At 50.0% G+C, this 21,017-nt stretch carries 21 protein-coding genes; 7 read left to right on the top strand and 14 right to left on the bottom strand.

Features of this window, described 5'->3' with window-relative positions; translation table 11 throughout:
• Positions 1-267 precede the first annotated feature (267 nt).
• Both HXZ99_RS09485 and pepQ read left to right on the top strand, forming a co-directional pair.
• A complete protein-coding gene (locus HXZ99_RS09485) occupies positions 268-684 on the top strand; it encodes a DUF3718 domain-containing protein (RefSeq protein WP_194757062.1) in 417 nt (138 codons plus the stop codon).
• 70 nt (positions 685-754) lie between these two features.
• Positions 755-2,059 carry a Xaa-Pro dipeptidase gene (pepQ, locus tag HXZ99_RS09490; RefSeq protein ID WP_194757063.1) on the top strand — a complete coding sequence of 435 codons (1,305 nt, stop codon included), beginning with the start codon at positions 755-757 and terminating at the stop codon, positions 2,057-2,059.
• Between the two features lie 59 nt (positions 2,060-2,118).
• Here pepQ and HXZ99_RS09495 read toward each other — a convergent pair whose 3' ends face one another.
• Complete coding sequence (locus tag HXZ99_RS09495) at positions 2,119-3,255, bottom strand: anhydro-N-acetylmuramic acid kinase (RefSeq protein ID WP_194757064.1); 1,137 nt, start codon at positions 3,253-3,255, stop codon at positions 2,119-2,121.
• Positions 3,248-4,546: a peptidoglycan DD-metalloendopeptidase family protein gene (locus HXZ99_RS09500; protein WP_407928518.1), complete on the bottom strand. Its 1,299-nt coding sequence runs from the start codon at positions 4,544-4,546 to the stop codon at positions 3,248-3,250. The genes HXZ99_RS09495 and HXZ99_RS09500 overlap by 8 nt, the downstream gene beginning before the upstream one ends.
• 151 nt (positions 4,547-4,697) lie before the next feature.
• Between HXZ99_RS09500 and tyrS the strand changes: the two genes are divergently transcribed.
• Complete coding sequence (gene tyrS, locus HXZ99_RS09505; RefSeq protein ID WP_194757066.1) at positions 4,698-5,900, top strand: tyrosine--tRNA ligase; 1,203 nt, start codon at positions 4,698-4,700, stop codon at positions 5,898-5,900.
• 51 nt (positions 5,901-5,951) lie between these two features.
• On the opposite strand, the gene HXZ99_RS09510 is transcribed toward tyrS, so the two are convergent.
• The 6 genes from HXZ99_RS09510 to HXZ99_RS09535 all read right to left on the bottom strand — a co-directional run bounded on the left by HXZ99_RS09510 (position 5,952) and on the right by HXZ99_RS09535 (position 12,705).
• On the bottom strand, positions 5,952-6,758 hold the full coding sequence (locus HXZ99_RS09510; protein WP_194757067.1) for a symmetrical bis(5'-nucleosyl)-tetraphosphatase: 807 nt from the start codon (positions 6,756-6,758) through the stop codon (positions 5,952-5,954).
• An 11-nt stretch (positions 6,759-6,769) separates the two neighbouring features.
• On the bottom strand, positions 6,770-7,147 hold the full coding sequence (gene apaG / locus HXZ99_RS09515; protein ID WP_194757068.1) for a Co2+/Mg2+ efflux protein ApaG: 378 nt from the start codon (positions 7,145-7,147) through the stop codon (positions 6,770-6,772).
• Positions 7,144-7,956, bottom strand: a complete 813-nt coding sequence (gene rsmA / locus HXZ99_RS09520) for a 16S rRNA (adenine(1518)-N(6)/adenine(1519)-N(6))-dimethyltransferase RsmA (protein ID WP_194757069.1) — start codon at positions 7,954-7,956, stop codon at positions 7,144-7,146. The genes apaG and rsmA overlap by 4 nt, the downstream gene beginning before the upstream one ends.
• Before the next feature lie 3 nt (positions 7,957-7,959).
• Entirely contained in the window at positions 7,960-8,961 is a 1,002-nt protein-coding gene (pdxA, locus tag HXZ99_RS09525; protein ID WP_331458492.1) for a 4-hydroxythreonine-4-phosphate dehydrogenase PdxA, read from the bottom strand.
• Positions 8,958-10,241: a peptidylprolyl isomerase SurA gene (gene surA / locus HXZ99_RS09530; protein ID WP_194757071.1), complete on the bottom strand. Its 1,284-nt coding sequence runs from the start codon at positions 10,239-10,241 to the stop codon at positions 8,958-8,960. Before surA ends, pdxA begins: the two co-directional genes overlap by 4 nt.
• 118 nt (positions 10,242-10,359) lie before the next feature.
• Positions 10,360-12,705, bottom strand: coding sequence for an LPS-assembly protein LptD (locus tag HXZ99_RS09535; protein WP_228517887.1), 2,346 nt, complete (start codon positions 12,703-12,705; stop codon positions 10,360-10,362).
• A gap of 130 nt (positions 12,706-12,835) precedes the next feature.
• Between HXZ99_RS09535 and HXZ99_RS09540 the strand changes: the two genes are divergently transcribed.
• From HXZ99_RS09540 to HXZ99_RS09550, 3 genes are read left to right on the top strand one after another with little or no spacing between them, the layout of a single operon-like run.
• Positions 12,836-13,855: an aminoglycoside phosphotransferase family protein gene (locus tag HXZ99_RS09540; protein WP_194757073.1), complete on the top strand. Its 1,020-nt coding sequence runs from the start codon at positions 12,836-12,838 to the stop codon at positions 13,853-13,855.
• Complete coding sequence (gene murU, locus HXZ99_RS09545; RefSeq protein WP_194757074.1) at positions 13,856-14,524, top strand: N-acetylmuramate alpha-1-phosphate uridylyltransferase MurU; 669 nt, start codon at positions 13,856-13,858, stop codon at positions 14,522-14,524.
• Position 14,525: 1 nt separating this feature from the next.
• On the top strand, positions 14,526-14,909 hold the full coding sequence (locus HXZ99_RS09550) for a J domain-containing protein (RefSeq protein WP_194757075.1): 384 nt from the start codon (positions 14,526-14,528) through the stop codon (positions 14,907-14,909).
• Here HXZ99_RS09550 and HXZ99_RS09555 read toward each other — a convergent pair.
• Positions 14,888-15,538 carry an RluA family pseudouridine synthase gene (locus HXZ99_RS09555; protein WP_194757076.1) on the bottom strand — a complete coding sequence of 217 codons (651 nt, stop codon included), beginning with the start codon at positions 15,536-15,538 and terminating at the stop codon, positions 14,888-14,890. The genes HXZ99_RS09550 and HXZ99_RS09555 overlap by 22 nt on opposite strands.
• A 146-nt stretch (positions 15,539-15,684) precedes the next feature.
• On the opposite strand from HXZ99_RS09555, the gene HXZ99_RS09560 reads away from it, so the two are divergent.
• Positions 15,685-17,070: a PhoH family protein gene (locus HXZ99_RS09560; RefSeq protein ID WP_194757077.1), complete on the top strand. Its 1,386-nt coding sequence runs from the start codon at positions 15,685-15,687 to the stop codon at positions 17,068-17,070.
• 13 nt (positions 17,071-17,083) lie between these two features.
• On the opposite strand, the gene ruvX is transcribed toward HXZ99_RS09560, so the two are convergent.
• From ruvX to metK, 5 genes are read right to left on the bottom strand one after another with little or no spacing between them, the layout of a single operon-like run.
• A complete protein-coding gene (gene ruvX / locus HXZ99_RS09565; protein WP_194757078.1) occupies positions 17,084-17,491 on the bottom strand; it encodes a Holliday junction resolvase RuvX in 408 nt (135 codons plus the stop codon).
• Complete coding sequence (locus HXZ99_RS09570) at positions 17,491-18,096, bottom strand: YqgE/AlgH family protein (RefSeq protein ID WP_407928515.1); 606 nt, start codon at positions 18,094-18,096, stop codon at positions 17,491-17,493. Before HXZ99_RS09570 ends, ruvX begins: the two co-directional genes overlap by 1 nt.
• A 30-nt stretch (positions 18,097-18,126) precedes the next feature.
• Positions 18,127-19,080: a glutathione synthase gene (gene gshB / locus HXZ99_RS09575; RefSeq protein WP_194757079.1), complete on the bottom strand. Its 954-nt coding sequence runs from the start codon at positions 19,078-19,080 to the stop codon at positions 18,127-18,129.
• A gap of 12 nt (positions 19,081-19,092) precedes the next feature.
• Positions 19,093-19,818: a 16S rRNA (uracil(1498)-N(3))-methyltransferase gene (locus HXZ99_RS09580; RefSeq protein ID WP_194757080.1), complete on the bottom strand. Its 726-nt coding sequence runs from the start codon at positions 19,816-19,818 to the stop codon at positions 19,093-19,095.
• Positions 19,819-19,839: 21 nt separating this feature from the next.
• Positions 19,840-20,982, bottom strand: a complete 1,143-nt coding sequence (metK, locus tag HXZ99_RS09585) for a methionine adenosyltransferase (RefSeq protein WP_194757081.1) — start codon at positions 20,980-20,982, stop codon at positions 19,840-19,842.
• Positions 20,983-21,017: the final 35 nt, after the last annotated feature.

A 21,017-nucleotide genomic window follows, 5' to 3' on the forward strand; every position in this document is an offset into this window, starting at 1 on the left:
AACGGTCATTCGTCGCTTTTTTAAGGGCTCAGCCACCCTCGCCGTATAGCTCTGTTGAATTTTTGTACACCTTGTTAAGTACCTATTTATCAACCCTCGCTGTTATGTCGAGGGTTTTTTGTTCCTCAGAAGCGACCAATCGTTTAGAAGCAACTATTTGAATTTTAACAAAATGGATACATTAAATAGCTTGCTTTCAGACGCGCAACTCCCACAATAGTGGGGGTTGTTGATGTGCCCTCAAGGCAAATTGGAGTACTGAAGTTCATGGTTCGATTGCTGACACAAGGAACCGCTAGCCTGATCGCGATAGTGCTAGTGAGTTTGTTTCCGATGGGCAAAGTTGCCGCCCAAGGCGAAGGGATTGCCGAAGCTATTTGCTATGAAATAAGCAGTGATAACTTGCGTGAGTTAAGCTTGATTATCAATCGCCACAACCTACGGTTACGGAATCTCTACAGCTCCGTGCGTTGCAATGGCTACTCCATGTTACAGTTTGCCATTACCGCTGAGGCCGAAGAAGTGGGCCGCATGCTTACCCGTTCACTTCCCCCGCGTATGATTAAGAACGATGATGTCGATGGCACCCCCTTATTGCGTTGGGCGGAAACCACGGGATACGGAACCTCCCCTGTTGTTCAGGCGGTTCGGGAACGCGTTGGTCCGGTTTCTACACCTTTCTAACGCAGGCAATTTCTACCACGCATTCTATTTGATACACTAGCGCTCTTACCGTAATGATGAAGAGGGCGTGATGAGTCAGTATCTAGACCACTTAGCTGTGTTGAAGCAGCGGTTCGATGAAGCACTCGAAGCAACAGAATTCGATAGTGTCCTAATTTATGCGGGAAACCCGCGTTACGCATTTCTTGATGACAATCCCTATCCTTTTCGCGTGAATCCGATGTTCAAGTATTGGATTCCGGTAACCGAGAGTCCGAAGAGCTTTATTTTTTATCGTCGCGGTGAAACACCCAGAGTGTTTTTATTTCAAGCGCGCGACTTTTGGCATGCGCAACCACAATTACCGCCAGGTGAGTGGAAAGAAGCATGTGACGTCACCCTGATCGATAATATTGACCAAGTTCGAGTAGCACTTGCGGATGAGTTAGCGCACACCGCTCTGATCAGTGAAGCACTAGAGCCTGTGAGTGGCTGGAAAGTAAAAGCACTCAACCCCAATGGCTTAATTGATTATTTGCATTATCAACGAGCTATTAAAACCGAATGGGAAAAGACCAATTTGCGTAAGGCCAATATATTGGCGGTGCGTGGCCACGAAGCGGCTAAAGCTGCTTTTTTCGCGGGCAAATCGGAGTTGGAAATTAGCCATGCCTATTACGGTGCGATGAAGTTCCGGGAATCACAGGCTCCGTACAACAGCATTATTGGGTTAAATGAACACAGTGCCGTATTGCATTACGATGTGTATGACACCGAAGCGCCGGCCGAACACCGTTCTTTTCTGATTGATGCAGGTGCCTATTACAACGGCTACTGTGCAGATATTACGCGTACCTATGCCGCCAAAGATGGCTTCTTCAAAGAGCTGGTTGAAGCGGTTGATGCAGCGGAGCAGGCCATTATCGCCCAAATCAAGCCGGGCGTGGCCTATTATGATTTACATGTGGATACCCATCGTCGCATTGCACAGATTCTTCATGAATTTGGGTTTTTCAAAGTAGACGCCGACACTATTTACGAACGCGGCTACACCAGCGCCTTCTTCCCGCATGGCTTGGGACATTACATCGGGCTGCAGGTGCATGATGTCGGCGGATATTTGAAGAGCCCACAAGGCGATAGCTTCGAGCGGGATGCCCGCCATCCATTTTTGCGCTTACGCCGAGAGGTGGAAGAGGGCAACGTATTTACCATTGAGCCGGGTATGTATGTGGTCGATCAATTGCTTGAAGAGTTCGATGGCAATGAAGATTTTAACTGGAATCGAATCAATGAGCTGCGCCCTTACGGCGGCGTGCGTATTGAAGACAGTGTGATTGTCACTGCCGATGGCAGTGAAAACATTACTCGGGATGCTTTTGCAGCGTATAAATAGAGCCAAAGAGATAGGAACAAAAAAGCGCCTTTGAGGCGCTTTTTTTATATGCTTGAACCTTATTGCGAGGGGAAATAGGCGCCAAGGATAGTAGGGCGGCTGGCGCCGGTCACACTGGTTAAGTCCAATACCTTTCCTTCGCAATGGCACCATGCGAGCCAGGCGAATAAAACCGCTTCAACCCAATCAACTTGGATACCTAACTCATCAGTGGTGGCGATAGTGCATTCAGGCAGCAGCACTGCGCACCGTGCGAGCAGCTCCGTATTATGAGCACCACCACCACAGAAAAATATTTCAGTGTGGGAGTTCGACGAACCTGAGATAAGCTCGCGTATGGCCTCACACAGGCTCTGAACAGTACATTCAAGTAGGGTTGCCTGAACATCTTCAGGTTGAATCTGCTCGAAGCGCTCTAAACGATGGTGTAACCAGCCAGGAGTAAAGTACTCCCGACCCGTGCTTTTAGGAGGGCGGCGCGAAAAATAAGGATCGCTCATGAGGGTGTCGAACAATCCCTGATGCACTGTGCCTGTGGCTGCCCAACGGCCACCTATATCGTAAGCCTGGTGGTGATGCCGCTGAATCCAATCATCCATCAGGGTATTGCCAGGGCCGGTATCGAAGCCCAAAAGCTGTGATGACGGGTCGCCACTATGGCGCAAATAACTGATATTGGCGATACCACCGATATTGGCAATAACCCGATCATGACTGGGATGGCTAAATACTTCCCGATGGAATAGGGGCGCTAACGGCGCACCTTCACCGCCAAGCGCAATATCCTTTTGCCGAAACTGAGCGACGACATCGATACCGGTTAACGCAGCAATGGTGTGCGGACAGCCAAGCTGAATGGTAAAGCCGGGCCCTTGCTCTGGATGATGTCGAACCGTCTGGCCATGACTTCCTATCGCGCGGATCTCTTCAGGGGCGAGCTTATTGCGTGCAAGTAGCGCCTGAACGCCTGCGGCCACCACTTCGGCAAAACGTCTATCGGCAGTGCCGTAATGGACAAGTTCGTTGTTACCCGGGGTACACAGCTCGCGCAAGCTGCTCTGCAAGGCCGCTGGGATTTCCCAACTCAATGCGTCTTGTTGTTGAATTGAACCTTCAGAATCGATGCTCACCAGCGCAAGATCGAGAGCATCTAAGCTCGTTCCCGATAATGCGCCGATAAAATAAGACTTAGTCATCACTTCGCATCGCGAGGTAGAAGCGCTTACGCCCGTCAATCATCGCCAATTTCTCAGAGGCGATTTTCTTAAATGCGGCCATTTGCGAATCTGGCAAAGGCTCAGCTTTCGGCAGCTGCACGGTGCGAGGATTACGATGCACGCCGTCGACGAGGAATTCATAGTGCAGGTGCGGGCCAGTGACCCGCCCGGTTGCCCCTACCTGACCAATAATCTGGCCCTGGCGAACGCGATCGCCTTGCTGCACTGAACGGCGGTTTAAATGGAGGTACTTGGTCATGTATCTTTCGCCGTGCTGGATAAAGATATAATGGCCATTCAAATTATTGTAAGCACTGGCGACGACGCGGCCATCGCCTGCAGACATCACCGGAGTGCCCACGGGCGCCGCATAATCGATACCGTTATGTGGTGCCACGCGTCCGGTGACAGGATGCATGCGACGTGGATTAAACTCCGATGACACGCGGTTAAACGCCACCGGTGCGCGCAAGAAGGTTTGGCGAAGGCTTCGCCCTTCGGCGGTGTAGTAACGACCGTCTTCATGACGAATCGCGGTAAAACGGTCGCCTTGGTTTGTAAATTCGGCTGCGACAATACGACCGACACCAACAAATTGGCCGTCGATGAAATTCGTTTCATAAAGTACGCTGAACTGATCCCCTGCACGAATATCGAGTGCAAAGTCGACGTCCCAACCGAACAATTCCGCCAAGCTCATAATCAGGCCTTGGGTTAAGCCTGCGCTAACGCCAGCGTTCCAAAAGCTCGAGGTAATTTCGGCATGGGCAAACTCAAGGCGCGTATCAATGATTTTTTGTTCACGTTCACTGGTGTAATTACCGTCTTCATCAAGGCTAATCATGAGTGTTTCGGTATCATTGAGGCGATAGTGCATCGCCACAAGATTATCGTCATCATCGCGGGCAAAGCGTAACGTATCCCCCGGATGAATGCGGCGTAAAATATTGGCATCTGGCGCTTGGGTGAGCTCATGCAGTTGGCGTGCGGAAAAACCCACGCGTTGGAAAATGCGGGCCATGCTGTCACCCGACCGCACTTCATAATCAATCCAGGTTAATTCTGAATTGTCATCGTCGAACACATTTGACTCACCCAGATACAACTCAAGGTCATAGCGTACGCCCGGCTCGAGTGGTTCATACGGAGCCATATCGCGGGACGCACTGGCTTTCTCTGAAGGCCAGACGAGTAAAACGAGGAGCAAAATGCCCACCGACATGATAATAAACTGGTGGCGTTTCGGTAGGTGTTGCAAGAAACGCTGGATTGGCTCAACCATAAAAACAAGAGTCCTCTGTACTTCTTCGTGTTATATCATAGCATTTTCTATATGCAAGCTTAAACAGAACGCTTAAAAGCTGCTCTTGAATCAAGTAGAATGCAGCATGGATAAAAAGTTCAGTCAGCCTGGAGTAAAGATGAGTAAAGCTGTAGCCGAGGCGCTCGCCATGATCACGCGGGGCGTAGACGAAGTTCTTGTAGAGCAAGAACTAAAGGATAAATTGGCAGAAGGGCGGCCACTAATTGTAAAAGCAGGCTTCGACCCAACCGCGCCAGATTTACATTTAGGCCACACGGTACTCATCAATAAGCTCCGAATCTTTCAAGATTTGGGGCACACCGTCGTGTTCCTGATAGGTGATTTTACCGGAATGATTGGTGATCCCACCGGAAAAAATGTCACGCGCAAGCCGCTGAGCAGCGAAGATGTGTTGGCAAATGCGGAAACATATAAAGAGCAAGTATTTAAGATTCTCGACCCAGCAAAAACTCAGGTTCGTTTTAATAGCGAGTGGATGAACACCTTAGGTGCCGCAGGCATGATTAAACTGGCATCGCGGCAAACGGTAGCCCGCATGCTCGAGCGTGATGATTTTAAAAAGCGCTATCAAGGTGGTCAGCCTATCGCCATCCACGAGTTTATCTATCCACTTGTACAGGGCTGGGATTCGGTGGAATTGAAAGCCGATGTAGAGATGGGTGGCACAGATCAACGTTTTAACTTGCTGATGGGCCGCGAGTTGCAAAAGGAAGAAGGTCAACGTCCACAAACCGTTATTACGGTGCCGTTACTCGAAGGGCTTGATGGCGTTCAGAAGATGTCTAAATCGTTGGGCAATTATGTGGGTATCACCGATGCGCCAAACGATATGTTTGGTAAGTTAATGTCGGTGTCTGACGATCTGATGTGGAAATACTTTGACTTACTCAGTTTCCGTCCGACAGAAGAACTCGATGCCCTCAAAGCCAACGTTGCCGCTGGCGCCAACCCGCGCGATGCGAAAGTAGAGTTAGCCAAAGAAATTATTACCCGTTTCCATAGTGCGCAAGCGGCTGCGGCGGCGGAACAAGATTTTATTCAACGCTTTCAGAAAAATGCGATTCCCGATGATATGCCAGAAGTTGCGCTGTCACTTACGCAGGATCAGCGTGGCCTCGCTCATGTCTTAAAAGAAGCAGGTTTAGTTGTTTCTACTTCCGAGGCAATGCGTATGGTGAAGCAAAACGCGGTTCGCATTGATGGCGAACGTGTGGCCGATGCGCGCATGGAATGTGCCGATGGCACTGCGGTATATCAAGTCGGAAAACGAAAGTTTGCCCGCATCACAATCACCGGCTAAATCTTCTCACCGGCCCGCTGGCATGAGTGGCAACGCGCTAACGGACCTGTGTTAGTCAGCGCTCACTTGGGTTAATTCCAAGGTTTCAGCGTTTATCAGTGTTAATTGCTCCCCCCAAACACAGCCGGTATCCAAAGCACGGATATCGGCTCGATGGGTCTCACCTTGTAACGCAGCCCAGTGTCCAAAGAAAATGGTCCATGGGCTTTGCGGCCATAATTCAAACCAAGGAATAACATCAGGCTGGGAACAGTGTGAAGGATGTTCTTTTTGATCAAAGTCTAGCTGCCCATCTGCATGTAAGTAGCGCATCCGGGTCATCGCGTTCACGATAAAACGGGCCCGCTCCACCCCATATAAGCTATCTGACCATTGCGATGGTTCGTTGCCGTACATACGCTCGAGAAAGGAAACGAAATTGGATGATCTCAATGTGGTCTCAACGTCGCGGGCACAGGATTGCGCCATTTCCACAGTCCAAGCGGGATGCAATCCAGCATGCACGATTAATTGAAGACGCTCTGGATCGGTAATCAGTAAGGGGTGTCGGCGTAGCCACTGAATCCAAAAGTCGCGATCACTGCCTTCGCGTAGCGCGTGGGTATTGTCATTGCGGTTCGCTGGACGAACATCGCAAAGTACCGCTAAGGCGTGCAAATCGTGATTACCAAGAACGCATTGAAAGGCGGGTCCGAGCTCAACTAAATATTCAAGTGTTGCCAAGGGTTCTGGACCGCGACCGATAAGGTCGCCAACCGACCAAAGCTGATCGTGGCGCGGGTTGAAGTCGACGGCTGCGAGCAGTCGCTTAAGGGGGGCAAGACATGCATGGATATCGCCAATAATATATCGTGCCATGGGTTGCTCGCTTAATGCAGAATATTGGGCATGGCTAACCGAAATAGAGGAATGGGCAGTTGCCATTCGGTGCCGTCATCATTGACCATCCCGTAACTTCCCTCCATGTGACCCAAGGGCGTTTTTAAGACCGTTCCGCTGGTATATTTAAATGATTTACCAGGCTCGATACGGGGCTGCTTGCCGACCACGCCATCCCCCATAACTTCGGTGACTTTACCGTTGGCATCGGTCACGACCCACTTTCGATTAAGCAACTTAATCGGATAAGGGCTTTTGTTCTCGATGGTGATGGTATAGGCAAAAACGAACTGATCCTGTTCCGGTTCAGATTGCTCGCTCAAATACTCAGTTTCCACACTCAGTTCAACATCGATAGTACGACTCATAATGTTCTTTTATGCTCCGTGATCCAGTTTGCCATTCGCACAAAGTCTCCAACTGCTAACGTCTCTGGACGTACACTCGGATCAATGTCGATCGACTCTAGTTCTTCGGCACTCATTAGCTTTTTCATATTGTTACGCATGGTTTTACGGCGCTGGTGAAAAGCCATATGACACACATGGTTAAGGGTAGCACGATCATGCACTGGCCAAGGTGATTCGCTGTAAGGGACGAGCCGTGCCACAGCAGAATCTACTTTCGGCGCTGGACTAAAGGCCTCGGGCGGCACTTCGAGTACCGGTAATACCTGACAGGCTTGTTGCACCATCACGGTAAGGCGACCAAAAGTTTTGCTACCGGGGGCCGCCGCCATCCGCTCGATCACTTCTTTTTGTAGCATAAAGTGCATATCAGCGATGGTATTAAGATGACTTAGCAGGTGAAAGATAAGTGGCGTAGAAATGTTATAAGGCAGATTGCCAAATACCCGTAAAGGTTGGCCGAGCGTGTCTGCTAACGCATTAAAATTGAACTTGAGTGCGTCAGCGCGGTGCACGGTGAGTTTACCGGAAAACTCCGGGCTTTTTTCTAACCGGTCGGCAAGGTCGCGGTCGAGTTCAACCACATGCAAGTGACCTGCTCGCGATAGCACAGGGCGTGTTAATGCCGCTAAGCCAGGGCCAATTTCAACCAATGGTTGTCCGGGTTGCGGCGCAATGGCATCCACAATAGCGTCAATCACGGTTTCGTCTTGCAAGAAGTTTTGGCCGAACCGTTTGCGGGCGCGGTGCCCGTCTAACGTTTTACTCATGAACTAAACTGATTCCTTGTGCTGTTGCTCTGCCATGTGTATCGCTTGCTGCAAAGCAATCTTAAAGCTGCCAACATCGGCCTCACCGGTACCCGCGATATCAAGTGCGGTGCCGTGATCAACCGAGGTACGAACAAATGGCAACCCGAGGGTAATATTTACTGCATCGCCGAAGCCTTTATATTTTAACACGGGCAAGCCCTGATCGTGATACATAGCCAGGATCACATCGGCTTTCTGTAAGTATTTAGGCTGAAAAATTGTATCGGCCGGAAGCGGCCCAATCAGGGTATAGCCGCGTTCTTTACGTAAGCGCTCGAGTGTGGGGGAAATAACGCTAATTTCTTCATGGCCTAAGTGACCACCTTCGCCCGCATGTGGATTCAATCCACACACATAAATGCGCGGGTTTTCAAGGCCGAATTTTGTGACTAAATCGTCGTGCAATATGGCGATAACGCGCTCGAGTCGCTCTGGTGTAAGCGCCTTTGACACATAGGCTAGCGGAATATGGGTGGTGACTAATGCCACCCGCAATCCTGTGGTGGCCAACATCATGACCACATCTTTACAACCCGCTTGTAGGGCGAAGTATTCGGTATGGCCGCTAAAGGCAATGCCGGCTTGGTTGATAATACCTTTGTGCACTGGCCCGGTGACCACTGCCGCAAATTCACCATCGAGATTACCTTGGCTTGCGCGACGTAAGGTTTCCACCACGTAGTGGCCGTTTTGCTCGTTTAAGGTGCCTACTGTCACTGGCGCCGCCACAGGAACGTGCTCAACTAGGAGCGTGCCTGCGCGATGGCGAGAGGGTGTTTGCGTCATATCATAATCGGCAAACTCAAGATCTAATTGAAGTTGCTTAGCGCGATCCACCAACAAACCTTTGTCGGCGCAAACAACAAGCTCAGCAGGCCAATCCTGCTGAGCGAGTTTGAGAACTAAATCAGGACCAATGCCTGCCGGTTCGCCCGGAGTAATCGCGATCCTTGGGATCATTATAATCGGTAATCCACGTAGGCATTATCGCGAATTTCCTGCAACCAAACATCTAACTCTTCCTGGAATTTACGACGGTACAGTATATTTTGCGCCTGTTCCCGTAACCGCTGATCGGTGATGTCTTGTTGACGACGATCGAGTACTTCCACGATATGCCAACCAAACTCAGTGCGGAAGGGTTCTGAAATTGTGTTTAGGTCGATGCGCGATACAACGTTGCGGAACTCTGGAACAAACACGTCCGCAGGTGCCCAGCCCATTTCACCGCCGTCGGCAGCAGAACCTGTATCACTTGAATGTTGGCGCGCTAATTCGGCAAAGGTTTTTTCACCTGAACGAATCTGTTCACGAAATTCACGGAGCATTTGTTGCGCACGATTGTCCGATAAAATCACCGAAGGGCGAATCAGGATATGGCGCGCGAGCACTTCTTCAGAAAGAGCCCGTTGGGTGCCGCGGATTTCATGAATCTTGAGAATGTGAAAACCTAAACCACTGCGCAAGGGGCCCACAATCGCGCCTTCTTCTTGGTCGCGAAGGTTATTGGCAAATAACGTTGGCAATGCATTTAACGACATAAAGCCCATATCACCACCCTCAAGTGCGTTCGCGGCAGCAGAGGCAGTGATGGCAAGTTGGGCAAAATCATCACCGTCGTTTAGGCGATTTAGAACTTCTTCAGCGCGCTGGCGTGCAAGGGATTCATTTTCCCGGCCTTGCTCATCTTGTAAGCTAATCAAGATATGTCCAACACGATATTCGGTATCTTGATTACCTTGTTGCTTGATTAAGTCTACCAGCAAACTGATTTCCTGAGGGCTCATGTACACGCGACGTTGAATGGCCGAGCGTTGTACTTCGGATACCATAATCTGGGTGCGAATCTCTTCCCGATAATCACTCCAGCTTTGGCCATCGGCAATCACTTGCTGGCGCAATGCATCTACAGGCATGTCATTATCTGACGCGATGGAAGCAATGGCTTGATCCAAAATGGCATCGTTGATGCGAATACCCATGCGCTCAGCCATTTGTTTTTGCAGTGTTTGCAATACAAGACGTTCAGCGACCTGCGTTTGTAGGGCACTATCCGAGGGTAAACGCCCGCCACTTGCTTCGATGTCGCGACGAACGGACGCCAACATACTTTCCACTTCACTTTGTAATACCACTTGCTCATTCACCACAATAGCGACTCTATCGAGCAGTTGTTCTGCGGTCGCTAGGGTACTGGCCAGCATGGCAACAACACCAAAAGCCAAGGCTGTAATTTTTTTCATAAAGCTTCCAATCATCTCTGTGTGCTTGCAAAAAATCGAAGAACGAACCGGTCGACTTCGTTGTTGTGATCAGGAACTATGGAGTCTAAATCCACTAAATAATTCCATGGTCACGAAATTAATTGTTCAGGTAAAACGGTCTACGATATCCGAAAATGCTCTGTTGCAGCATGTCGAGCATGCCCGGACCAGAACCGCCAAGGCCCGTTAACATAAACTGCAAACTAATTCCGGTATCAAACTCGGCAGGAGGGAGTGGCTCCCCCGGCTGTACAAATTCATAGTTGCGATCAACTCTGCGATACGCACTTACCCGAATTGACCAGCAGCATCTATCATACTGGACACCGATGGCGGCATCCATCGCGCGGTTTGAGCGCAAGTCATGATACCAGTGACTCGCCAAGCGCCAATCATCGGCCAATGCCCAGGTGCCAATAATACCGGCCTGTTCAACTTCCTCGCTCGTTCCCACCAAACCCCGCACGCGGCGATGGTTCAACTGTATCAAGTTCCCATCGTCTTTACGATACTCAATGGCGGCGCGACTTTTCCTCACTAGGCTCAAATCCGTATCATACTGAATCGCGGAGCTGGCAAACCAGCGGGAGCCCAAGCGAAAATCCAGTTCGGCAGCCACTTCAGAATTGCTGGCGGTAATACGACTGGTTTCGTCAAACAGTTGTGTGCGGCTTTCGTCTAGATAAATGATTTGCCCTAAGCTAAAGCGCATTAACTCTTCTGCTTGCGCATCAAAAAAACTGGTGGTTGCGCCTATGGTGACTTGATGCGCATCTGCAATACGATCAAGGCCAGTAAAGCGGCGCGGCCGGAACAAGCTGTGATAATCATCTTGCATAAGAATGGTATCGTAAATGCCAATTTGGCTTTGGTCGCGGAAAGGCACGTACAAATATTGGATTTGCGGCGTTACGGTTTGAAAGCCTTCGCGCTTGCTATATTGCCGCTCTAAATGAACCTGTCCGTGCCAGCGAAACTGTGGAAGTGCTCGCGTTTTGGAGCCTTCGGCAGGGTTCTCTGTCGATTGCTCGTAATGGGTGACTAAGTAATGCAGATCGGCTGTCCAATCCCAAGCGGGACGAACAACGCGGTAGCGTAAGCTAGGCTCAAGATGCATCCGGGTCGCGTAATCGGCGTTGTTAATCGGATTACGGAAATGGCTCAGCTCACTGTGTACCAGGGCCGTCAAATTACTTGAAATACCTTCTTCATGTTGCACACTCACCCGTGGCAAGGTGCGATAGGGCGCGCGATAGGGCCCAAGCATTTGGAAGTCTTCGATTTGGATCTGCGCGCGCGTTTGATTACTACGGTAATCGAACTGAGCACGGCGGTATAAATTCGGATCAGCACGATTGGCAAAGGGAGCACCAAAATCATTGATATAGGCGATATCGCTGACTTGCGCTATATCGATATAACTCGACCAGCGATCGGAGATATCGGTGGCATGCTCAACGCGCCACAGGGAGCGGCTATGATTACCGCTGGCACTACTATCTGAATCGAGATACTCAACGTAGGTGCTTCCCTCGTGCCGTTCGGTCAGGTAACGCCCTTCAACCACCCCCATGACACCTCGTTCGCTCATCAAGCGTGGGCTCAACGTCATGTCATAGTTAGGCGCAAGGTTAAGATAGTACGGAATTTCTATTTCCAAGCCGTTGCGGGATGAACTGCGAATGGTGGGATAGAGAAAACCACTTTTTCGCTCATCCGTAACAGGAAAGCTAAAGCGAGGAATGTACAGCACCGGCACATCGAAAATTCGAAATTGGGCATGATGTGCGGTTCCCCAACTTTCATTTTCATTGACCGTAATTTGTTGGGCACGAATTTGCCAGGCTGGGCGCTCTCCAGGACAGGTAGTGAATGTGCCTTGATGCAATGTAACTTCACGGGAGCCTGTATCTGCTTGAATATCTATTTTCCCCGCACGGCCAATAGCGCCGGTGGGGATCAGTACGTATTCAGAATCAATAATCTCAACCGCTTGATCGAAACTATCCGCAAGAATCTCACTCGCTCGCACGGCTATATAGCCGTCGGTGTAAATAAGTCCGCCGGTGGCACTTAATTGACCAGTCAATTGATCGAGTTGAGCGCGGTCAGTTCGGAGAACTTGGGAACCTTGAATTAACTGCACATTCCCTTGCATGGTAGCGAAGCGATTCCGATTAATTTCGGTACGATCCGCGAAAGTACGAATTTCAAACTCGCTTGCGTTATCATCATCCACTGAACGCTCGGGAAGATCGAGTAACCAAGCGGGCAAAATTCGGCACTGTTCTGCTGGCGGTCCTACTGCATCGCTAGGCTGGGGGCCAGCAATACTGTCTTGTGCATAACTAACGCCCATCAAAAGCGACACCAATCCCGCCCCATAAAGAGCGTATCGGATAGTGCGTGATGTGATTACAAATGGGCGAAACGAAAACGTCATGTAAACTGGCTTACGTCCAAGGTTATGATTATGGCAGGTATGATAAAGCAATTTCCTTCTGCGGGCTATTTGCTAAGATGCGTTCTACGCGAGTTAGCGCACAAATTTTATTTTCTTGGAGCATTTCATCATGTCACGAATGCAAACCATGCAGCAATGGGTTGCTCAGGTTTTAGGATACGAAAACCTAGAGGTGGTTCCGTTAGCCGGTGATGCCAGCTTTCGCCGCTACTTCCGCGTGTTTAGCGCCCAACCTAAAGCATCATGGGTGTTAGTTGATGCTCCCCCGCCGGAATCGCTCGAGCCTTTTATTTCTCTTGCGCTCGCGTATCGGCAGGCAGGCGTTCATGTGCCCGCGGTAATCGCAGCACAGTACGATGCAGGGTTGATGCTTCTAGAAGACTTTGGTGACCAGCTTCTGCATGGTGTCTTAACATCGGAGTCGGCCCCTCGTATGTATGCCCGGGCTTTGGCTGAACTTCCGGCAATTATGCGTGTTACTGAACATCGGCAAGGGCAAATTCCGCCCTATGATCGGGCCTTGCTAATGCGTGAAAACAGTTTGTTCCACGATTGGCTCTTAGGCTCCCATCTCCAGTTAACCTTATCCCCTGCTGAGCAAAAATTGTGGGAGCAATTCTCTGCGCGCATGATTGCGCAGGCGTTGGCCCAGCCGACGGTGGGTGTTCACCGTGATTACCATAGTCGTAACTTAATGCTCACTCCCGAGCAAACCGTAGGCATCATCGATTTTCAAGATGCAGTGACAGGGCCTGTCACCTACGACGTGGTGTCGTTATTGCGGGATTGCTACGTGCGCTGGCCGAAAGAAGTCGTGCTTAAGTTGGCCCAACAATGTCGCGAGCTGCTGCAAGATCGTGGGCTACTGGATAAGCAGATAGGCGCGGATCAATGGCAAGAGTGGTTCGACTGGATGGGGTTGCAACGGCATACCAAAGCCAGCGGCATATTTGCGCGATTATCCATTCGTGACGGCAAGCAAGGTTACCTCGATGATATTCCAAACACGGTGCAATACTTGGCCGATGTGGCCGCAGATCATGCGGAGCTACGTGACTACCATGAGTGGATAACCACACGCATTCAACCGGCCATTGCCGAGCGCAGTGCGCTCATAGGCGCGAACTAAATGCGTGCGATGATTCTGGCAGCGGGACGAGGCACGCGCATGCGTCCACTGACTGATAATATGCCAAAGCCGTTATTAAAAGTGGCAGGAAAACCGTTGCTTGAATGGCATCTGCAGAAGTTAGTCGCGGCTGGTATGCACGAGATCGTGATTAATACCGCCTGGCTTGGTGAGCAATTGGAATCTTATTTTGGCGATGGCAGTCGTTGGGGCGCACAAATTCTTTGGTCCCATGAACCTGAAGGTGGCTTAGAAACCGCAGGAGGCATTATTCAGGCGCTGCCGTTGCTGCAAGAAGGCGCCCCGGATCAGCCTTTTGCAGTGATCAATGGTGATATATTTACAGATTACGATTTCACCCAACTGCCCACAACCTTGCAATCTAAACTAGGTCACCTGGTGTTGGTGGAAAATCCAGAGCACCATCCACAGGGCGATTTTGATTTATCGTCAGGCTACCTTATTGATCAACCACGGTATACCTTCAGTGGCATCAGTGTATTGTCGCCGCAGTTATTTGCTGGCGCGGCGCCGGGCTTTCACAAGTTACGTCCTTTCTTTACTCGCGCGATGACAAACCAGAAACTCACCGGCGAGCTGTATCACGGGGTGTGGACAGATGTCGGAACTCCGCAACGATTAACCCAATTAAATCAAGAGCTCTCTTAATATGTTTGGACGTTTGCTAGGCACACTTTTAGGTTTTGCAGCAGGGCGTATTTTGGGAGCCGTTTTGGGGTTTCTCCTAGGCTATTGGGTAGACATGATTGCGAATGAGCGCGGCCAAAGTGCGCGCCAACAGGGCAGCAAACACAAGCCCTCGTCGCACTATCGCGAGGCGGATATTTATGAATTCTTTGGGGTAAGTTCGGGCGTCAGCGATCGTGAATTGAAAAAAGCGTACCACCAGAAGATGAAGCAATGTCATCCGGATCGACTGCCCAGCGATGCCTCGAAAGAACTTAAAGAGAAAGCCAAACAAGCGGCACAGGAAGTGCAGGATTTATATGATCGCCTGCGGAAATTAAGGCGTCAGAAGGGAACGGGCGAATAGAACTCAAGCGCCTGCTCGGTCATCGGATGGCGAAAGGCGATAAATTCTGCATGCAACAGCAAACGTTTTGCCGCGGCGGTTGATTCAGAGCTGCCGTATAAACGATCACCAAGAATGGGATGCCCTAGCTGCTGCATGTGAACCCGCAACTGATGGGAACGTCCTGTCACCGGAAACAGCTGCACGTCGGTACTGTCTTGGTCACGCGCAATCACTTGATATCGGGTAAGGGCTGATTTGCCTTGCTCAAAACAAACCATTTGTTTGGGGCGATTTGGCCAGTCACAGCGCAATGGAAGCTGCACATCCCCTGCGTCTGTTGTTAATTGGCCAAATACTCGCGCCCGATAATGCTTCGTAATTTGGCGACGTTCAAATTGTTGACCAAGCTTTCCCTGAGCTTCTTTGTGTAAGGCCATCACGATAATTCCTGATGTGGCCATATCGAGGCGATGTACCACCCGTGCGCTAGGCAGCGCCCGCTGCACCCGCAGGATCAAACTATCTTTATGCTCTGGCGCTTTGCCCGGCACGGATAATAGCCCTGCAGGCTTGTTGAGCACGAGCAGATCATCATCGCGCCACAGGATATCGAGCCAAGGGTGTTGCGGTGGGTTATACACAAACATGAAGATTTCATTCACTTGGAAATTGCCAAAAATAGAGCGCGCATCATAGCAGAATTCGCCGTTAAAAAAATTTTCAATTTTGTCATACCAGCTTCATTTGATTGGTCTATGATTAAATAAAACAACAACAATTGATGAGGTCACTTATGAGTGAATCTGGGCCCAAGTACTATATCCTCGACACGAATATCCTCCTGCACGAACCTCTCGCTTTTCTCAATTTTCAAGAACATAACGTTGTTATTCCTATGGTGGTCTTAGAAGAGCTGGACCACATTAAAGACCGCCAAAAAGATGTCAGTCGTGATGCCAGGGTGGCGATTCGTGCTTTGGAAGAAGCATTGCATGAAGCAACGCCGGAGCAAATTATCTCGGGAGTGCCGTTAACCCGTGTTACCGGAGAACATCAAGCAGAGGGGCATTTGTCGATTTTCCCAGATTACCAATTGCGGCAGACCGAGAGCGCGCTGTCGTTAAACGAGAATGATCACCGCATTATTCAAACGGCACTGCAACTGCAAACGGATCGCGCCCCTCGAAAAGTAGTGTTGGTTACCAAAGACATCAATATGCGCCTGAAAGCAAAAGGAGCTGGCGTAAAACTGGTGGAAGATTATCGCACCGACCAATTAATTGATGATATTCGCTTACTGGCAAAAGGGTTCTATACCTTTGAAGGAAACTTCTGGGATAGCGTGAAAGATGTGAAAACGGAACAAGATGGTCGAGATATTTACCATTATGTCGCCCGTGACCTGTTTCCTTCGGTTTATCCCAATGAATATTTGCTAGACGAAACGGAAACCTTTGCCGCACGGGTCGAAAGCTTTACCGACACCCACGTAAAGTTGCTCGATATTGGTCGGGAACGACTGATGAGCCAACGGGCTTGGGGGATTTTGCCGAAAAATATATATCAGGCGATGGGCATGCATGCATTGCTTGACCCTACCCAAGATTTGGTGATTCTCACCGGGCCTGCGGGGTGCGGTAAAACCCTGTTGGCGTTGGCAACCGCTCTTGAACAAGTCGTAGAAAAGGGGTTATACGAAAAGATTATTGTGACCCGCAATACGCCAGAAATTGCTGAGTCGATCGGTTATCTGCCGGGCACCGAAGAAGAGAAGATGGCGCCGTGGCTCGCAGCAATCACCGACTCATTAGAAGTGCTGCACAAACAAGATGAAAACATGGAATCGAGTTTGAATTACATTATGAACAAAGCCAATATTCAGTTTAAGTCACTGAATTTTATGCGTGGTCGCAGCATTCAAAATGCTGTGGTATTACTCGATGAAGCGCAAAATCTTACGGCGTCGCAGCTTAAAACGATTGTGACGCGCTGTGGTGCCGGCACCAAAATCATTTGCTCCGGTAACTTGGCACAAATTGATTCGTACTACCTTACAGCCGTGACCTCAGGGCTTACCTATATTGTTGAGCGCTTTAAAAATTATCATGGCAGCTCAACCATGAACCTGAACGGCGTGGTGCGCTCAAGCTTGGCGCAATATGCAGAAGAGAATTTATAAGGGCGCGTTACTGCTACAGTGACGAGAAGTAATCTTCCAAAATAAGGCAAGCGGCCGCGCTATCGACGCGGCCTTTTTGCAGTTCGCGAAAGCCACCGCGTTCAAATAGCGCTTCACGCACACTGGTGGTGGTGAGGCGTTCGTCTTGAAGATGAATTTGTACGCCAAAGCGACCATGCAGGCGGTTAGCAAATTTACGCGCCAAATCGGTCAATGGTTGTTCGGTTCCATCCATATTCAGCGGAAGCCCTACCACACAAAGGCTGGGTTGCCATTCTTTGATGAGTTTCTCAACGAGCTGCCAATCGGGAATGCCTTCTTTTGCCTTTAAAGCAGGTAACGGCGTCGCGGTTCCGGTAATTGCTTGTCCGACGGCAACGCCGATGCTCTTGGTGCCAAAATCAAAGCTGAGCACGCTCATTAGGCATGGCCCGCTTGGCTTGAAAGTTGTGAAATATCAAACCCAAGCCGTTCCGCCGCTTTACTCCAGCGTTCTGGCGTGGGGGTGTTAAATAGGATGTCAGCATCTGCGGGAATCGTTAGCCAACTATTATCTGCAATTTCTTGCTCGAGTTGCCCCGGATCCCAACCGGCGTAGCCAAGCGCCAGAATGAATTTGGCGGGTGCTTGATCGGAGCCGAGTGATTCAAGGATGTCGCGAGAGGTAGTGATCATAATATCATTACCCAGCTGTAAACTACTGCGCCACCCTTGTTGCGGTGTGTGCAATACAAACCCGCGATCGGTGGCCACGGGGCCACCGGTATAAACATGGGCAAGCTGTAAATACTTATCCGTGGGCACTTCAATTTCTATTTGTTCCAAAAGTTTAGCGACGGTCATATCCACCGGTTGATTAACCATTAAGCCCATCGCGCCCTCTTGGTTATGCTCACAGATATAGGTGACACTGCGCTGGAAGAACGGATCGTCTAAACCAGGCATCGCGATCAGAAAATGATTCTGCAAACTGCGAAATTCTGAGCTGTCGTCACTAGGCTTTGCTTTTGGTGTGCTTTTACTCACAGATAACCACGCCTTTGCTGTTTTTAGTTACTACGATTGCGCTGGTACGTCAGCCTCGATGGCTGCAAATAGTTGCGCAGCAATATTAATATCATAAGCGTTTTCTATTTCACGCATACAGGTTGGGCTGGTCACATTAATTTCGGTAATGCGATCACCAATGACATCTAAGCCCACCAAATACAGCCCTTTCTCTTTTAAGATGGGCCCAACGGCGTGCGCCAATGCAAAATCTGACTCACTCAGGGGTTGTGGACGCCCACTCCCACCAGCAGCCAAATTACCGCGAGTTTCTCCAGCGGATGGAACTCGGGCTAACGAGTAGGGTACCGGCTCGCCATTGATAAGTAGTATCCGCTTATCGCCGTCTTTAATGGCAGGCAAATACTCTTGCACCATGGCAAAACGTTTTCCATGGTGGGTGAGTGTTTCAATAATTACGCCTAGATTCGAACCTGATTCATCAACCCGAAAAATCGAGGCACCGCCCATACCATCAAGAGGTTTTAAGATAACATCTTTGTGGCGAGCGTAAAATTGACGAATTTGTGCGCTATCGCGGGTAACTATGGTGGCGGGAATCAGCGACGGGAACCAAGCGGTATACAGTTTTTCACCGCAATCACGCAAACTCTGAGGGCGATTCACCACCAAGGCACCGTCGCGGGCGGCGAGATCAAGAATATGAGTAGCGTAAACAAATTCCATGTCAAATGGCGGATCTTTGCGCATCAAAATGACATCAAAATCGCCAAGGGGCGCTATGCTGCTCTCACCGAGGGTATAAAAGTCGTCCAGTTGGTCGCGCACTTCCAATGGGCGCACTCGCCCAAATGGACTGCCATCTTCGACAAAGAGATCACCAATTTCTAAATAGAATAAGTCATGACCACGGGCTTGCGCCTCAAGGGCCAAACGAAAACTTGTGTCTTTATAAGTTTTAACAGTAGCAATGGGATCCATTACGATCGCGACGCGCAACATAGCGGGCTCCTTTTAGAAATCGCCGAAATGAGATTGTAACGCAGTTATGGCCGCAAGTGCGGCAGTTTCTGTGCGCAGAATACGCGGACCTATCTGTACCCCTAAACATTGATGTTCGTCCAGCAATTGAACTTCTTGTTCGGTGAAGCCGCCTTCCGGGCCGATAATCAAGGTATAGGATGTGCTTTGGGGGATGTCACGAAAGCGAGAGGTTGCATAGGGATCGAGAATAACGCGCTGACTGGTGTCAGATTCCGCGAGCCATTGAGCCAATGAAACCGCCGCCTTTACTTCAGGAACGCGATTGCGTCCACTTTGCTCACAGGCACCTAACACAATTTTACGCCATTGTTCCTGCTTCTTGTCCAACCGCTCCTGGTTAAGCTTCACATTACAGCGTTGAGTGAAGATAGGGGTAATTGATGTAACCCCTAGTTCGACCGATTTTTGCAAGACGAAATCCATGCGATCGCCTTTTGAAATCCCCTGAACTAAGTGAATTTGCAGGTCTGATTCGCGTGAGTCTGTTTCAGCCGCGGTGATGGCTGCGACCACAGATTTCTTGGTAACGCTGACGATGCTTGCGGCATAACGCACATCGCTGCCATCGAACAGCTCGAGGGCTTGGCCAGGTTGCATACGCAACACGCGACCCACGTGATGACTCGCATCATCGCTGAGGGTCACTTGCTGCTGTCCGCTAATGGGCTCCGGGTGATAAATTCGAGGGATGCGCATAATATGCCAAAAACAGGGGGGTTAAAGTGACGCTAAAATAGCGTCAACTTTATCGGTACGCTCCCACGGGAACTCCTCTCGGCCGAAATGCCCGTACGCCGCGGTTGGCAAGTAAATTGGACGCTCTAAATCCAACATTTGCAAAATTCCATAAGGGCGCAAATCGAAATGTTCGCGAACAAGGCGAATCAGAGTCGCTTCGTCGTATGTGCTGGTGCCAAATGTTTCAATACTAATAGAGGTTGGCTCTGCCACACCAATGGCATAAGACACTTGAATTTCAAGACGCTCCGCAAGACCCGCCGCCACCAGGTTTTTGGCAACATAACGCGCTGCATAGGCGGCGCTGCGATCCACTTTCGATGGGTCCTTGCCTGAGAAAGCACCGCCACCGTGACGCGCCATACCACCGTAAGTATCAACGATAATTTTACGTCCGGTTAACCCACAGTCGCCCATGGGGCCGCCGATCACGAAACGACCGGTTGGGTTAATGTGAATTTGAGTCGCTGGGGTGAGCCAATGGCTTGGCAAGACCGGCTTAATAATGGTTTCAAGAACATCTTTTCGCACTTGCTCAAGGGAAACCTCAGGAGCATGTTGCGTCGACAATACAATGGCGTCGATACCCACAGGTTTGCCGTCTTCGTAGATAAAGGTCAGCTGACTCTTGGCATCAGGGCGCAACCATGGCAATTCCGTGCGGCGTACTTCTGCCTGACGTTGCACCAGTTTGTGCGCAAACATAATGGGGGCAGGCATTAGCTCGGCGGTTTCATTGCTGGCGTAACCGAACATCAATCCTTGATCGCCAGCACCTTGATCTTCTGGGCGAGCCCGATCAACGCCCTGATTTATATCTGGAGATTGCTTACCAATGGCATTCAATACTGCGCAGCTATCTGCATCAAAACCCATATCTGAATGGGTGTAGCCAATTTTCCGCACGGTATTGCGGGTTAGCTCTTCGATATCAACCCACGCATTGGTATTGATTTCGCCACCCACTAAAACCATGCCGGTTTTTACATAAGTTTCGCACGCCACACGAGCCCGTGGGTCTTGTTCAAGAATCGCGTCAAGGACTGCGTCGGAGATTTGGTCGGCGATTTTATCCGGATGCCCTTCGGAAACGGATTCAGAGGTAAAGAGGTGTCTTGCCATAGTGTTTTGTTCTCGCAAATAAAAGAAAGACCGGT

The organism is Aliidiomarina indica (assembly GCF_015354615.1).
Taxonomy (GTDB): Bacteria; Pseudomonadota; Gammaproteobacteria; order Enterobacterales; family Alteromonadaceae; genus Aliidiomarina; species Aliidiomarina indica.

What these genes read in the sequence shown, in the direction of transcription:
- ruvX (WP_194757078.1), bottom strand. Translation starts at nt 17,491, where the DNA reads ATGAGCGTGCTCAGCTTTGATTTTGGCACCAAGAGCATCGGCGTTGCC.
- HXZ99_RS09580 (WP_194757080.1), bottom strand. Translation starts at nt 19,818, where the DNA reads ATGCGCATCCCTCGAATTTATCACCCGGAGCCCATTAGCGGACAGCAG.
- gshB (WP_194757079.1), bottom strand. Translation starts at nt 19,080, where the DNA reads ATGTTGCGCGTCGCGATCGTAATGGATCCCATTGCTACTGTTAAAACT.
- tyrS (WP_194757066.1), top strand. Translation starts at nt 4,698, where the DNA reads ATGAGTAAAGCTGTAGCCGAGGCGCTCGCCATGATCACGCGGGGCGTA.
- rsmA (WP_194757069.1), bottom strand. Translation starts at nt 7,956, where the DNA reads ATGAGTAAAACGTTAGACGGGCACCGCGCCCGCAAACGGTTCGGCCAA.
- apaG (WP_194757068.1), bottom strand. Translation starts at nt 7,147, where the DNA reads ATGAGTCGTACTATCGATGTTGAACTGAGTGTGGAAACTGAGTATTTG.
- HXZ99_RS09495 (WP_194757064.1), bottom strand. Translation starts at nt 3,255, where the DNA reads ATGACTAAGTCTTATTTTATCGGCGCATTATCGGGAACGAGCTTAGAT.
- HXZ99_RS09485 (WP_194757062.1), top strand. Translation starts at nt 268, where the DNA reads ATGGTTCGATTGCTGACACAAGGAACCGCTAGCCTGATCGCGATAGTG.
- HXZ99_RS09535 (WP_228517887.1), bottom strand. Translation starts at nt 12,705, where the DNA reads ATGACGTTTTCGTTTCGCCCATTTGTAATCACATCACGCACTATCCGA.
- murU (WP_194757074.1), top strand. Translation starts at nt 13,856, where the DNA reads ATGCGTGCGATGATTCTGGCAGCGGGACGAGGCACGCGCATGCGTCCA.
- HXZ99_RS09560 (WP_194757077.1), top strand. Translation starts at nt 15,685, where the DNA reads ATGAGTGAATCTGGGCCCAAGTACTATATCCTCGACACGAATATCCTC.
- surA (WP_194757071.1), bottom strand. Translation starts at nt 10,241, where the DNA reads ATGAAAAAAATTACAGCCTTGGCTTTTGGTGTTGTTGCCATGCTGGCC.
- pepQ (WP_194757063.1), top strand. Translation starts at nt 755, where the DNA reads ATGAGTCAGTATCTAGACCACTTAGCTGTGTTGAAGCAGCGGTTCGAT.
- metK (WP_194757081.1), bottom strand. Translation starts at nt 20,982, where the DNA reads ATGGCAAGACACCTCTTTACCTCTGAATCCGTTTCCGAAGGGCATCCG.
- HXZ99_RS09510 (WP_194757067.1), bottom strand. Translation starts at nt 6,758, where the DNA reads ATGGCACGATATATTATTGGCGATATCCATGCATGTCTTGCCCCCCTT.
- HXZ99_RS09540 (WP_194757073.1), top strand. Translation starts at nt 12,836, where the DNA reads ATGTCACGAATGCAAACCATGCAGCAATGGGTTGCTCAGGTTTTAGGA.
- HXZ99_RS09555 (WP_194757076.1), bottom strand. Translation starts at nt 15,538, where the DNA reads ATGTTTGTGTATAACCCACCGCAACACCCTTGGCTCGATATCCTGTGG.
- HXZ99_RS09550 (WP_194757075.1), top strand. Translation starts at nt 14,526, where the DNA reads ATGTTTGGACGTTTGCTAGGCACACTTTTAGGTTTTGCAGCAGGGCGT.